Genomic DNA, 13,295 nt, shown 5'->3' with positions numbered 1-13,295 from the left:
GGTTCAGCAATGACCCCGGCCAGTTCGCCAACGGACGCGCGTGGAGTGTCGGCGCAGGTTATTCGAACGGTCCGCTCAAGGTTGCCGCCGCCTATGACCAGTTAAACAATGATCCCGCTTCGCTGAATTCTGCTGGTGCCGCGGCGGATGACGCGCTGCCCGCAGGTGTGCATCGCGTCTTCGGTGTAGGCGCAAAGTATGCGTTTGGTCCGGCGACGGTCGGCGTGCTCTGGACGCACACGAAGCTCCAGCAAACACATTTCGCAGGCGTGGCGCTTCCACTGGACGCCCGCTTCGACAATGTCGAGCTGAACGGCATCTATAACCTCACGCCTGCACTTGCCGTGCTGGGTGCCTATACGTACACCTTCGGCAAGACGTCGGGCTCCGGCACGACGTCGAGCGATCCGAAATGGCATTCGGTCACGCTGGCGCTGGATTACTCGCTCACCAAGCGCACTGATGTGTACCTCGCCGGGGTTTATCAACACGCATCGGGCGACATGTACAACAACGATCAGGGCTCCGCGATCAGCAACACAACATCGATCGCGGGTATTCTGTCGCCGTCGACAACAGCGAATCAGGCTGGCGCTGCAGTCGGGCTGCGCCACCGCTTCTGAGCATAACCTCGCTGCCTGGCGCCAGGCAGCGACCTTGAGACACACGCCGTCGTTCCTCACGGAAAACGGCGTGTTTTCCATAGTCGACGCTACCGGTACCGAAACGACTGGCTCGAACGCGGGTGGCGTTGCCGCGGTAGCGACGAGCGTGTGAGAACCTGGAAGATTGACCGCCACGCCGTCAGTCACCTCACCCGAAGGCGGCACGTCGTCAGGGCCGCCCTGTGTCGCTGGCAAGATGCTCTTCGCGCGCTCCATCAGGTATTTCGTAGTCCACTTGCCCAACAGCTTGACGTTGACCCCGTGCTCTTGCGCCAAGCGGGTCACCGACACGCCCGGCATAATGCAGCCTCCACCAATGCGCGTTTGCCTTTTTCGTCGTGGCGGCAACGGCCGTCCCTGATCTATCGAACGACTCTCAATTCCGGGTCTTCTTCAGCATCAATGTCCACCTCAAACGTACGTGGACACCTATGCTCCTCCCTCAGAGTCGCATTGGACAGACGTCGATATTGGATCACTTACGTCCCTTCAGTCAGGTGCACCGACTGATCAGACTTCAGATTGTGGCGGTTGCGCAGCAGCAGCCAACGGCTGAACTTCAGGACCTTGCGCGCTGGCCGGTCATGGCGAAGCTGGTTGGCCTGATAGACACGCACCTGATCGATGACCTCGCGCCAGTACGTGACGACAACGTGGAACAGGTCATAGACGATCTCTGCCTGCTGGCAATGCGCGTTGATCCCCAACTCATAGGCCATCGTCATGTCGATTGCAGCCACTTCGATACACCCGGCGACACCTTCGGGTAGCTGCTCGAAGAAGGCCTAGGCCGTTTCGCGCGAGCTCCCCGGGCGGATCCAGAGCACCTACCGCCCAACTGGATCAACCACCACCGTGGCATAGCGATGGGCTTTATGGAGCGCAAACTCGTCCATCGCCAGATAGCTGATGCTCGACCAGTCTGGCTCGGCCACGCGTGAGCGCAGGCGCATCTTGTCGATCGATTTGACCGTGCCAGCCCAGATCATAGAAGGCGGCCACCGCCTGCACGCTGGCCGCCTGCAGCAGCTTTTCGCAAGCCCTGGCAGACAGCTCGGTCACTCTTTGAAAACGGCCCAGCCAGTCCAGTTTCTCCAGTCTCGGCCCGCCGCAGCGTTCGCACCAGACTCGCCGGCGCGGTCGGGCGTCGTATGAGATGGTGCTGCGTTACAGCCACCTCGCGCCAGAGCATCTGATGCCGCATGCAGACGCGGTGCTGATGGGCGTCGAGAAAGGTGGTCCGCGGCTAGTCGCAGTGAAGTGAAGAGCCCGGAGTGGGGCACACTCTGGGCACAGTGCCCGGCGGATTCTTTGGGCACAGGGGGGTTAGGTTCAGTTGGCGCTGACCTAAACGCTTGAAGTACAACGAAATTTTATGGTGGGCCGGGTGGGAGTCGAACCCACGGTGTCCTTTCGGAGGCGGATTATGAGTCCGCTGCCTGCAACCAGCACGGCGTCCGGCCCACGATGCTAGAAAAGCACCAACAAAAAAGCCCGGTCTGAAAAAGGCCGGGCCTTACTCGACGACAGGCCGACATACTACACGAAAGAGGCCCGGTCTGACCATGGCATACGCGCAACGTGCGCATACCATGGCGCACATCAATTGCCTTCGAGGAACGATTTCAGCTTGTCCGAGCGGCTCGGGTGACGCAGCTTGCGCAGCGCCTTTGCCTCGATCTGGCGGATCCGTTCACGCGTCACGTCGAACTGCTTGCCCACCTCTTCGAGCGTGTGATCGGTGCTCATCTCGATACCGAAACGCATGCGCAGCACCTTCGCCTCGCGCGGCGTGAGCGAATCGAGCACGTCCTTCACGACGTCGCGCATCGAGGCATGCAGCGCGGCGTCCGCAGGTGCAACCGTGTTGGTGTCCTCGATGAAATCGCCCAGATGCGAATCGTCGTCGTCGCCGATCGGCGTTTCCATGGAGATCGGTTCCTTCGCGATCTTCATGATCTTGCGGATCTTGTCCTCGGGCATCTCCATCTTCTCGGCAAGCGTTGCCGGATCCGGCTCGAGACCGGTTTCCTGCAGGATCTGCCGCGAGATACGGTTCATCTTGTTGATCGTCTCGATCATGTGAACCGGAATGCGGATCGTGCGCGCCTGGTCAGCGATCGAGCGCGTGATGGCCTGACGGATCCACCACGTCGCGTACGTCGAGAACTTGTAGCCGCGACGATATTCGAACTTGTCCACCGCCTTCATCAGGCCGATGTTGCCTTCCTGAATCAGATCGAGGAACTGCAGGCCACGGTTCGTGTACTTCTTCGCGATCGAGATCACGAGACGCAGGTTGGCCTCGGTCATCTCACGCTTCGCCTGGCGTGCCTTCAGCTCGCCGGCAGCCATCTGGCGGTTGGTTTCCTTCAGGTCCTTCAGCGGCAGCACGACGCGCGCCTGCAAGTCGAGCAGGCGTTGCTGCTGTTCGCGAATGGCCGGAATGTTGCGCGAGAGGATCCCACTGTAGGCGTGACTTTCGCCGACGATCCTGTCCGTCCATTCAAGGTCCGTTTCGTTGCCCGGGAAACGCGCGATGAACTCCGAGCGTGGCATGCCGCACTTATCCACGACCGTGTGCAGGATCTGACGTTCGACCTGGCGCACTTCGTCCACTTGCGCACGTAGCGTGTCGCACAGACGTTCGACAGTGCGAGCCGTGAAGCGAATCGCCATCAGTTCGTTCTGGATCGTTTCCTGCGCCTTGAGGTAGGACTTCGACTTGTAGCCTTCCTTCTCGAACGCGCGGCGCATCTTGTCGAACCATTCGCTGATGAGCGCGAATTTCTCGAGCGACGCGCGCTTGAGCGCTTCGAGCTGGGCCGCATTGGCCGTCGCCTGTGCGGCGCCTTCGTCTTCTTCCTCTTCCTCTTCTTCCTCTTCCGCCTCTTCGTCCTCGTTCTCGATTTCTTCCGCTTCCTGCGCGGAGAAGCCGTCGGTGTCCTCAGCGTTCGGGTCGATCAGGCCGTCGACGAGTTCGTCGACGCGGATCTCGTCGTTCGCCACACGCTCGGCCATCGCGAGAATGTCAGCGATCGTGGTCGGGCAGGCGGAGATCGCCATGACCATGTGCTTCAGGCCGTCCTCGATGCGCTTGGCGATTTCGATTTCGCCCTCGCGCGTGAGCAGCTCGACCGTACCCATTTCGCGCATGTACATGCGGACAGGGTCGGTCGTGCGGCCAAATTCCGAATCGACTGTAGAAAGCGCAACTTCAGCTTCCTCTTCTACTTCGTCGTCCGAAGAGGCGTTCGGTGCGTTGTCGTTGAGCAGCAGCGTTTCTGCATCGGGCGCCTGCTCGTAGACGGCGACGCCCATGTCGTTGAACGTGCTGATGATGCCTTCGATCGCCTCGGTCTCGGTGAAGTTGTCCGGGAGGTGATCGTTGATTTCCGCGTAGGTGAGGAAGCCGCGCTCCTTGCCCAGCTTGATGAGCGCTCGCAGTTTCGCGCGACGCTCCTCGAGCTCCTCGACGGTGCCGGGCTGCGAGGACGCGAACGCGTCTTTCAGCAGCGCCTTTTCCTTCGCTCGCCGGTCGCGCGCACGGGCCTTTTCGACCTTGCCCGTGACGGGCGCGCTGTCTTCGCTCGGGGTCGCGTCGTCATCGACTGATACTTCATTCAGCTTTTTCGTCATGGAGTTCGCCGTAGCTGCCATAGTCTCGACTCGCGGCTGCTGGACAGCAGCCTCTTGAACCGTGGATCCTCGCGCCTCGTGCTCTGTCGCATCGTCCGCGACGGCAGGCACTTGCCTTGCACTACTCGAACCGGACCGCTTCGCGGCCGGCTGGGTTGCAGCTTTCGCGGCGCGTGGCGCCACCACGCGCGTTGCCGATGCGGCCATGGTTTTCTGCCGGGCAGCAGGTTCGGGACTGGTCGCTGACGTCTTTCTGGCGGAACGGGCGGCGCTGACCGAGGCGACCTGGCTAGTCTCGGCGACCTCGCTGATCGGCTCAGTCGTTACTTTGCCTGTCGCCTTTTTCTCGACCGCTTTGCCGCCTTTCTCGCCCGTAGTCTTTGCCATTGCCATTCCGTCCTTGCTGGGAACTGGGTATCCGCCCGGAAAAAAACAAAAACAAACTGCTGAAAACCTATTATTATAGCACGCGTGTCACCTGGCCTCCCAGGCGACCCTTCCCTTACAAGCCGAGCTGACGTTTCATGTCAGCCCGCGTCTGATTCAGTTTCATCAGTTCCGCCAGTTCTTCCGGCGTATGCCGCGATTGCCGTGAAAGCACGTCGAGCCGGTCGCAGCAGGCGTCGTACCGCATCTTGAGGATCGCTGCCATCAGCTCCTCACTCAAGAGCCGTTCCTGCTCGCGCCGTTCTTCAGCCACCGCGCCGTCTTCCGGATTTTTCATCAGCAAATCCCGGACGTTTTCATCATAGTCCAGAATTTCCCGAAAAATCTCTTCAAAAGTCGGGGCGTTAGCCCCGTTTCTCAAGAGGTCGGAAAGCAGTTGGAACTCCGCCGCGTCGCCCAGCGCCCGGGCGTGCGTCGTCACTTCCTCGAACAGTTCGCCGTGCCGCGTGAGCGTGATCAGCGCCTGTTCTGCCTCGTCCTCGAGCTGCGCCACGATCCGCGGATGCATCACGAGGTTGCGCAGCGCCTTGCGTTCGATCCCGGTCACGAGGTGCCGATCCTTGCGCGCGGGTGCTGAACGCGCCGCCCGGGCGATTCGCGCGTCCACCTCGCACAGCGCCGCCACTTCCTCGAACGGCACGTCGAGCCGGTCCGCGAACATGTGCATGATCTGCGCACGCAATGCGTTCGCCGGCAGCGCCTGCAATAGCGGCTTGGCGTCGAAAAGTGCGCGCGCGCGGCCCTCCGGCTGGTCCAGCTCTTTGCCCGTCAGCACTTCATTCAACATGAACTGCGACAGCGGCATCGCGCGATCGACCTGCTCCTTGAACGCCTCGGCGCCGAATTCGCGGACATAGCTGTCCGGATCGTGCTCCGTCGGCAGGAAGAGGAACCGGATGGTCCGGTTGTCCGCCGCATGGGGCAGGCACGCGTCGAGCGCGCGCCGCGCGGCGCGGCGGCCCGCCGAGTCGCCGTCGAAGCTGAAGATCACCGTGTCGGTTTGACGCAGGAGCTTCTGCACGTGGATCGGCGTGCACGCGGTTCCGAGCGTCGCAACGGCGTTCTCGAATCCAAGCTGCGCGAGCGCCACCACGTCCATGTACCCCTCGACCACCAGCACGTAATGCTGCTCGCGGATCGCCAGACGCGCCTCGAACAGCCCATACAGTTCGCTGCCCTTGTTAAATAGTGGCGTTTCCGGCGAATTCAAATACTTGGGTTCGCCGCCGTCGAGCACCCGCCCGCCGAATCCGATCACCTGACCCTTGACGTTACGGATCGGGAACATGATCCGGTCGCGGAATCGGTCGTAGCGGCGCGCCTGTCCCTGTGCGTCCTGTTTTTCGCTAACGATCACGAGCCCGGCTTCGACCAGTGCGTCGTCCCGGTAACTGGTAAACGCGGACTCCAGGTTCTGCCATCCATCGGGCGCATACCCGAGACCGAAACGTGCCGCAATTTCGCCGGTGAGGCCGCGCTTTTTCAGATACTGGATCGCATTGGGCGCGCTGCGCAGCTGCCTGCGGTAGTAATCGCACGCTGTCTGCATGAGGTCGGACAGCGCCGTTGCGACGGCCTTCGACGGCCCCGACGCGTAGCCTGAGCTCCCCGCTCCGCCGCCGCGTACCGGCGACGGTTCCTGCGGCACCGTCAGCCCGACCGATTGCGCGAGTTCGTTGACGGCCTCGGGGAACGTAAGCCCGGCGTGCTCCATCAGGAAGCCGATGGCGGTGCCGTGCGCGCCGCAACCGAAGCAGTGATAGAACTGCTTCGTTGGACTAACCGTAAACGAAGGACTTTTTTCGTTGTGGAACGGGCAGAGGCCCATGAAATTCGCGCCGCCCTTTTTGAGCTGCACGTAGCGCCCCACCACGTCGACGATATCGACGCGGTTCAGCAAATCCTGCAGGAACGAATGCGGAATCATCGGGACGGATGCACTCCGGCTGCGTGAGCGGCAAAGGCCTGCGGCCCGTTGCCGGGAGGGCGAAACGGCCAGGAACGCCTGGCCGCGCCGTGTGCGAGCCGCACGCCGTTACTTCGAGAGCGCCGCCTTGACCAGCCCCGACACGGCCGTCATGTCGGCGCGGCCGGCCAGCTTCGGCTTCAGCACACCCATGACCTTGCCCATGTCCTGCGGGCCAGCGGCACCGACCTGAGCCACGGCGGCCGCGACTTCGGCCGCAATCTCGGCTTCCGAGAGCTGCTCGGGCATGTAGTCGGCGAGCACCTTCAGTTCGGCGTTTTCCTTGTCGACGAGGTCCGTTCGGCCGGCAGCCTCGAACTGGCTGATCGAATCCTTGCGCTGCTTGATCATCTTGTCGATGACAGCCGTGATGCCTGCGTCGTCGAGCGTCACACGCTCATCGACTTCACGTTGCTTGATCGCGGCGAGCAGCAGACGAATCGTGGCGAGGCGCTCGGCCTCACGCGCGCGCATCGCGGCTTTCATGTCGTCGTTGATCCGGTCTTTGAGGCTCATCATTCACCTGAAATACGTTGGGGTTTCAAATACCTGGGAACAACCCAGGCGATGGGGCCGCATACCTTGCTCAGCGCGCATACATCATATCAAATACAAAAACCCGCCTGGAAACGCTTCCAGGCGGGTCGGCGCATATTCTCGGCGGTTGCGACCACACCAGAGGGGCGGCCACGCTAGCTTCACACGGACTACCGGGCCGGCGGTAATACTACCGGCTGCACAAAGTGCTGCGGTTGAACCCACGGGGTAAGTCCGCGGGTAAGCCCGAAAGCAAGCCGTGGCGACGCCGGAATCAGTACATCTTCTTCGGGAGCATCTGGCTGCGCAGGCGCTTGAAGTGGCGCTTGACCGCTGCAGCCTTCTTGCGCTTGCGTTCAGCCGTTGGTTTTTCGTAAAACTCGCGCGCACGAAGCTCAGTCAACAGACCGTTTTTCTCGATCGTGCGCTTGAAGCGGCGCATGGCTACTTCAAACGGTTCGTTTTCTTTTACACGGATGGTCGTCATTTTCCAATAACGGATCAGGGGTAAAGAGAATCGAGTATAGCAGACGGATTTCACAAAGACGGCAGGACGTCAAGCCCTGCTTTAGAGTGCCCCCACGAACGCGGATGCAGCCTCTCCAGCCGCCACTCCCGAGGCCCAGGCCCACTGGAAATTGTAGCCGCCGAGCCAGCCAGTGACGTCCACGGCCTCGCCGATAAAGTACAGCCCCGGAACGCGCTGGCTCATCATCGTGGCCGACGACAACTCGCGCGTATCGACGCCACCGCGCGTCACCTCGGCCTTCTTGTAGCCTTCGGTACCGGTGGGCGTGAGCGTCCATTGCGAAAGCCCCTCGCCGACGCGGCGCAGCGTCTTGTCCGGCAAATCCGCGAGGCGCGCTTCGTGGGCCACCTGATGGGCCTCGAGCCAGACATGCGCGAGTCGCGCAGGCACCCACTCGGCGAGCAGGTTGCCGATCTGGCGTCTGGTGGCGCTCTTGCCCTCTATCAACGCGGCCGCGGCGTCACGGTCCGGTAGCAGGTTGACGCGGATCGGCTGCCCCGGCTGCCAGTAGCTCGAAATCTGGAGCACGCCCGGACCGGACAGCCCGCGATGCGTGAAGAGGAGGTCTTCGTCGAATGCGCCGCCCGTCTTGCGCTCGCCGGTCGCAACGTTGACTTCGAGCGATACGCCCGAGAGCGTCGCGTAAGGCGCCCAGTCCTGCTGGGCGAACGTCAGCGGCACGAGGGCCGGACGCGTGTCGACGAGCTTGTGGCCAAACTGCTTCGCGACGCGGTACGCAAAATCGGTCGCACCGATCGCCGGAATCGACAGTCCGCCGGTCGCGATCACGAGCGAGCGCGCGGCGATCGTGCCCTGCGGCGTGCCGAGGGTGAAGCCTGCACCGTCCGCGTGGCTCACCGTTTCGACCGGCAGCGGCCGGCGCCAGGCCACGCGCCCCGCGTCGCACTCTGCGCGCAGGACGTCGATAATCGCGTCGCTCGACTGGTCGCAGAAAAGCTGGCCCTTGTGTTTTTCGTGCCAGGTCACGCGATGCTGGCGCAGGAGCGCGAGGAAATCGCGCGGCGTATAGCGCGCAAGCGCCGAGCGGCAGAAATGCGGATTGTTCGAGAGATAGTTGGCCGGACCGGCATGCAGATTCGTGAAGTTGCAGCGCCCCCCGCCCGAAATGCGGATCTTTTCCGCGAGGCGCGGCGCGTGATCGATCAGCGCCACGCGGCGCCCCTGCTGCCCGGCGACCGCCGCGCACATCATGCCGGCAGCCCCTGCGCCGATCACGGCGATGTCGAATGATTCCATGGCGCGCATTCTACCTGTCCGGGGCGGCCCGTCGCAGGGCTCGCGGCCGGCCACGGGCGGGTCAGCCGGCGCTCGACCGCACTGCTATACTTTCAAGATTCCCCACGACTTCGAATTTGCAGCGGTTATTGGCCGGACCAGCGCGTCCAACCGGCACCGTTGCACGCTCCACCATGCTTGTTCTTGGCATCGAAAGCTCCTGCGACGAAACCGGCCTCGCGCTCTATGACACCGAGCGCGGCCTGCTCGCCCACGCGTTGCACTCGCAGATCGCCATGCATCGTGAGTACGGCGGCGTCGTGCCCGAACTCGCCTCGCGCGACCATATCCGCCGTGCGCTGCCGCTGCTCGAAGAAGTGCTCGGCAAGAGCGGCGCGGCGCGTGGTGACATCGACGCCATCGCCTACACGCAAGGACCGGGTCTCGCGGGCGCACTGCTCGTCGGCGCGAGCATTGCGAACGCACTTGCGATGGCGTGGAACCTGCCGACCGTCGGCATCCACCACCTCGAAGGGCATCTGCTCTCGCCGCTGCTCGTCGACGCGCCACCGCCGTTTCCGTTCGTCGCGCTGCTCGTTTCGGGCGGCCACACGCAACTGATGCGCGTGACCGACGTGGGCGAATACGAGACGCTCGGCGAAACGCTCGACGATGCCGCCGGCGAAGCCTTCGACAAGACCGCCAAGCTGCTGGGACTCGGGTATCCGGGTGGGCCGGAAGTGTCGCGGCTCGCGGAGTTCGGCACGCCGGACGCCGTCGAGCTGCCGCGGCCAATGCTGCACTCGGGCGATCTCGACTTCAGCTTCAGCGGACTCAAGACTGCCGTGCTCACGCAGGTGAAGCGGATCGGCACGAACATCTGCGAACAGGGCAAGGCGGATATCGCGCGCGGCTTCGTCGACGCGGCCGTCGAGGTACTGGCCGCGAAGTCCATCGCCGCGCTCAAACGCACGAAGCTCAAGCGCCTCGTCGTGGCGGGCGGCGTGGGCGCGAACCGGCAATTGCGCGAGACGCTTTCGGCAGCCGCACAAAAGCGCGGCTTCGAAGTGCATTACCCGGACCTCTCGCTGTGCACCGACAACGGCGCGATGATCGCGCTCGCGGGTGCGATGCGGCTCGAACGCTGGCCGGAGCAGGCGACGCGCGACTACGCGTTCACCGTCAAGCCGCGCTGGGATCTGTCGACGCTCGCACGCTGAGCGTCGTACGGCATCCGAATCAATTTGCGCAGACGAAGATGGTTTCGTCGCGTCGCATTACCTCCAGGCGAGGGAAATCGCGAGTTTGCCCTCGCGGCGAAAGCCGCGCAGGGCAAACCGGTTGAGACATTTGAAATGTCTGCGCGGTTATCCCGCAGCGATCACCCGCGTTGGCGCTTGTCGTGCTCGATCACGGCATACGCGCTGTGATTGTGGATCGACTCGAAGTTCTCGGCTTCCAGCACATAGGCTGCGATTCGCGGATCCGAGTTCAGGCGTACCGCCACGTCGCGCACGAGGTCCTCGACGAACTTCGGATTCTCGTACGCGCGCTCGGTCACGTACTTCTCGTCCGGACGCTTGAGCAGGCCCCACAGTTCACACGACGCCTCTTCCTCGGCGATGCGGATCAGATCTTCCACCGGCAGGTCGCCCGCGAGTTCTGCATTGATCGTCACATGCGAGCGCTGGTTGTGCGCCCCGTACTCGGAAATCTTCTTCGAGCACGGGCACAGGCTGGTCACCGGCACGAGCACCTTCAGAAACACGCGCGTCACGCCGTTGCGCGCATCACCCGTGAGCGTCACTTCGTAGTCGAGCAAACTCGCCACACCCGACACCGGCGCCACCTTCTTCACGAAGTACGGGAAAGAGACCTCGATGCGACCCGCCTGCGATTCCAGCCTCACTAGCATCTCTGCAAGCAGCGCGCGGAACGTCGCCGGTTCGAGCGGCGTCTTGTTCTCTTCGAGCAGCGCCACGAAGCGCGACATATGCGTGCCCTTCTGGTCGGCGCTCAGATGCACGTCGAGGTTCCATGTGCCGACCGTCGGCTGCACGTCACCGTTACCGGTCTTCACGGTCAACGGATGGCGCACGGCCTTCACGCCCACGCGCTGGATCGGAATCTGGCGCACGTCGACGGAGCTTTGCACGTCCGGCATAAGGAAAGCCGGGGTCATCTGGTTCATGTTCTTATCCTTCGGGGTGCGCACAACACGGCGCACAATGACAAGCGCCGGCATAAGCCGGCGCTTGACGGCGGGTCAGGGTCGATAACCCAACCGCCGTTACATACTTAAAGTGGGTAGTCGCGGCCGCCGGCGTCGGGCATGAGCCCGGCCGGCGCGGCACGCGCCGCTTACGCGACGCGCATCACAGACTTGCCGGATGCGTTCACCGCGTGATCGAGGAAGCGCTCGCGAATCGACTTTGCAATCCCTGCCGCGTCGAGCCCCGCGCTTGCCAGCAGCTTCGCCGGATCGCCGTGGTCGATGAAGCGGTCGGGGAGGCCCAATTGTAGTACGGGCTTGATAACCCCACATTCAAGCAGGGCTTCCACGCAGGCCGAGCCCGCGCCGCCCATGATGCAGCCTTCTTCGACGGTCACGAGGTAATCGTGCGTCTCAGCGAGCTTGCGCACGAGTTCCGTATCGAGCGGCTTCACGAAACGCATGTTCGCGACGGTGGCGTCGAGTTCGGCCGCCGCTGCGAGCGACGGCGGCACCATCGTGCCGAACGCGAGGATCGCGATGCGCTTGCCCGCGGGTGCGTTGCTCTCGCGACGGATTTCGCCCTTGCCCACAGGCAGCGCGGCCATCTGCTTGACGGTCGCGACACCCGTGCCCGCACCGCGCGGATAGCGCACGGCCGTCGGACAGTCCTGCTGAAGCGCCGTATAGAGCATCTGGCGGCACTCGTTTTCGTCGGACGCGGCCATGATCATCATGTTCGGGATGCAGCGCATGAACGCGAGGTCATAAGCGCCCGCGTGCGTCGCGCCGTCCGCGCCGACGAGGCCCGCGCGGTCGATCGCGAACACCACCGGCAAGTTCTGCAACGCAACGTCGTGAATCAGCTGGTCGTAGGCACGCTGCAGGAAGGTCGAATAGATCGCGACGACGGGCTTGAGGCCCTCAGCCGCGAGACCGCCGGCGAACGTCACCGCGTGCTGCTCGGCGATACCGACATCGAAGTAACGATCCGGGAAACGCTTTTCGAACTCGACAAGACCCGAGCCTTCGCGCATCGCCGGCGTAATGCCGATCACGCGCGCGTCCAGTTCGGCGGCGTCGCACAGCCATTCGCCGAAGACCTGCGTGTAGGTCTTCTTCGCGGGCGTCGTCGACGGCTTGATGCCTTCCGCCGGATTGAACTTGCCGGGGCCGTGGTACAGGACCGGATCGGCTTCGGCGAGCTTGTAGCCCTGGCCTTTCTTCGTCACGACGTGCAGGAACTGTGGGCCCCGCAGTTCCTTGATGTTCTGCAGCGTCGGGATCAGCGAATCGAGATCGTGGCCGTCGATCGGCCCGATGTAGTTGAAGCCGAACTCCTCGAACAGCGTGGCCGGCACGATCATGCCCTTCGCGTGCTCTTCGAGCTTGCGCGCAAGGTCGAGCACCGGCGGCGCATGGCGCAGCACACGCTCCACGCCCGCACGCGCGGCGGCGTAGAAGCGGCCCGACATCAGGCGCGCGAGGTGGCGATTCAGCGCGCCGACCGGCGGCGAGATCGACATGTCGTTGTCGTTGAGAATGACGAGCAACGGCACATCGTCTTCGACACCCGCGTTGTTCAACGCCTCGAAGGCCATGCCGGCCGTCATCGCCCCGTCACCGATCACAGCGATGCCCATGGCGTTTTCGCCCTTGAGCTTGCTCGCAACCGCCATGCCGAGCGCCGCCGAAATCGACGTGCTCGAGTGCGCGGTGCCGAAGGTGTCGTACTCCGACTCGTCGCGGCGCGGGAAACCCGAGATGCCACCGAGCTGGCGCAACGAGTGCATCTGGTCGCGGCGGCCGGTCAGAATCTTGTGCGGATAGGTCTGATGGCCGACGTCCCAGACGATGCGATCGCGCGGCGTGTCGAACACGTAGTGCAGCGCGATCGTCAGTTCGACCGTACCAAGGTTGGACGACAGGTGGCCGCCCGTCTGCGAGACGCTGTCGAGAACAAAGGCGCGCAGTTCGTCCGCAAGCGGTTGCAACTGTCGGCGATCGAGGCGGCGCAAATCTGCCGGGTCGTCAATGGTTTTCAGCAAGTCGTACATCATCGTT

The 13,295-nt window shown here is 63.2% G+C and carries 9 protein-coding genes, 1 tRNA gene and 1 pseudogene; 2 read left to right on the top strand and 9 right to left on the bottom strand.

The annotated features are described in order from the left end of the window. Nucleotides 1-623, top strand: a 623-nt coding sequence (locus tag D1Y85_RS13950; protein ID WP_148089148.1) for a porin, incomplete at its 5' end; no start/stop codon positions are given. Nucleotides 624-1,153: 530 nt separating this feature from the next. On the opposite strand, the pseudogene D1Y85_RS13945 reads toward D1Y85_RS13950, so the two are convergent. The 7 genes and pseudogenes from D1Y85_RS13945 to D1Y85_RS13915 all read right to left on the bottom strand — a co-directional run. After that, nucleotides 1,154-1,805, bottom strand: a pseudogene (locus D1Y85_RS13945) (transposase); the annotation flags it as partial. A 236-nt stretch (nt 1,806-2,041) separates the two neighbouring features. After that, nucleotides 2,042-2,129, bottom strand: a tRNA-Ile gene (locus tag D1Y85_RS13940). A gap of 138 nt (nt 2,130-2,267) precedes the next feature. Further along, complete coding sequence (rpoD, locus tag D1Y85_RS13935; protein ID WP_124151651.1) at nt 2,268-4,691, bottom strand: RNA polymerase sigma factor RpoD; 2,424 nt, start codon at nt 4,689-4,691, stop codon at nt 2,268-2,270. A 115-nt stretch (nt 4,692-4,806) separates the two neighbouring features. Next, nucleotides 4,807-6,678, bottom strand: coding sequence for a DNA primase (gene dnaG, locus D1Y85_RS13930; RefSeq protein ID WP_124151650.1), 1,872 nt, complete (start codon nt 6,676-6,678; stop codon nt 4,807-4,809). Between the two features lie 108 nt (nt 6,679-6,786). Next, complete coding sequence (locus tag D1Y85_RS13925) at nt 6,787-7,233, bottom strand: GatB/YqeY domain-containing protein (protein WP_124151649.1); 447 nt, start codon at nt 7,231-7,233, stop codon at nt 6,787-6,789. Between the two features lie 295 nt (nt 7,234-7,528). After that, nucleotides 7,529-7,741, bottom strand: coding sequence for a 30S ribosomal protein S21 (gene rpsU, locus D1Y85_RS13920; protein ID WP_065059953.1), 213 nt, complete (start codon nt 7,739-7,741; stop codon nt 7,529-7,531). Between the two features lie 81 nt (nt 7,742-7,822). Beyond that, complete coding sequence (locus D1Y85_RS13915) at nt 7,823-9,040, bottom strand: BaiN/RdsA family NAD(P)/FAD-dependent oxidoreductase (RefSeq protein ID WP_124151648.1); 1,218 nt, start codon at nt 9,038-9,040, stop codon at nt 7,823-7,825. Between the two features lie 173 nt (nt 9,041-9,213). Here D1Y85_RS13915 and tsaD point away from each other — a divergent pair, with 173 nt between their 5' ends. Then, complete coding sequence (gene tsaD / locus D1Y85_RS13910; RefSeq protein ID WP_124151647.1) at nt 9,214-10,239, top strand: tRNA (adenosine(37)-N6)-threonylcarbamoyltransferase complex transferase subunit TsaD; 1,026 nt, start codon at nt 9,214-9,216, stop codon at nt 10,237-10,239. A gap of 161 nt (nt 10,240-10,400) precedes the next feature. Here the strand turns inward: tsaD and folE2 are convergent, their stop codons facing one another. Further along, entirely contained in the window at nt 10,401-11,210 is an 810-nt protein-coding gene (gene folE2 / locus D1Y85_RS13905) for a GTP cyclohydrolase FolE2 (protein WP_124151646.1), read from the bottom strand. 170 nt (nt 11,211-11,380) lie between these two features. Further along, on the bottom strand, nt 11,381-13,288 hold the full coding sequence (gene dxs / locus D1Y85_RS13900) for a 1-deoxy-D-xylulose-5-phosphate synthase (RefSeq protein WP_124151645.1): 1,908 nt from the start codon (nt 13,286-13,288) through the stop codon (nt 11,381-11,383). Between the last annotated feature and the right edge of the window lie 7 nt (nt 13,289-13,295).

The sequence above is a fragment of the Paraburkholderia dinghuensis genome (assembly GCF_003837865.1).
Classification (GTDB): domain Bacteria; phylum Pseudomonadota; class Gammaproteobacteria; order Burkholderiales; family Burkholderiaceae; genus Paraburkholderia; species Paraburkholderia dinghuensis.
This window is presented reverse-complemented; position numbering and strand designations above follow the sequence as displayed.

Bases quoted from the DNA above. Each gene is read 5' to 3' on its own strand.
- rpoD (WP_124151651.1), bottom strand. From the start codon at position 4,691: ATGGCAAAGACTACGGGCGAGAAAGGCGGCAAAGCGGTCGAGAAAAAG.
- dnaG (WP_124151650.1), bottom strand. From the start codon at position 6,678: ATGATTCCGCATTCGTTCCTGCAGGATTTGCTGAACCGCGTCGATATC.
- D1Y85_RS13925 (WP_124151649.1), bottom strand. From the start codon at position 7,233: ATGAGCCTCAAAGACCGGATCAACGACGACATGAAAGCCGCGATGCGC.
- rpsU (WP_065059953.1), bottom strand. From the start codon at position 7,741: ATGACGACCATCCGTGTAAAAGAAAACGAACCGTTTGAAGTAGCCATG.
- D1Y85_RS13915 (WP_124151648.1), bottom strand. From the start codon at position 9,040: ATGGAATCATTCGACATCGCCGTGATCGGCGCAGGGGCTGCCGGCATG.
- tsaD (WP_124151647.1), top strand. From the start codon at position 9,214: ATGCTTGTTCTTGGCATCGAAAGCTCCTGCGACGAAACCGGCCTCGCG.
- folE2 (WP_124151646.1), bottom strand. From the start codon at position 11,210: ATGAACCAGATGACCCCGGCTTTCCTTATGCCGGACGTGCAAAGCTCC.
- dxs (WP_124151645.1), bottom strand. From the start codon at position 13,288: ATGTACGACTTGCTGAAAACCATTGACGACCCGGCAGATTTGCGCCGC.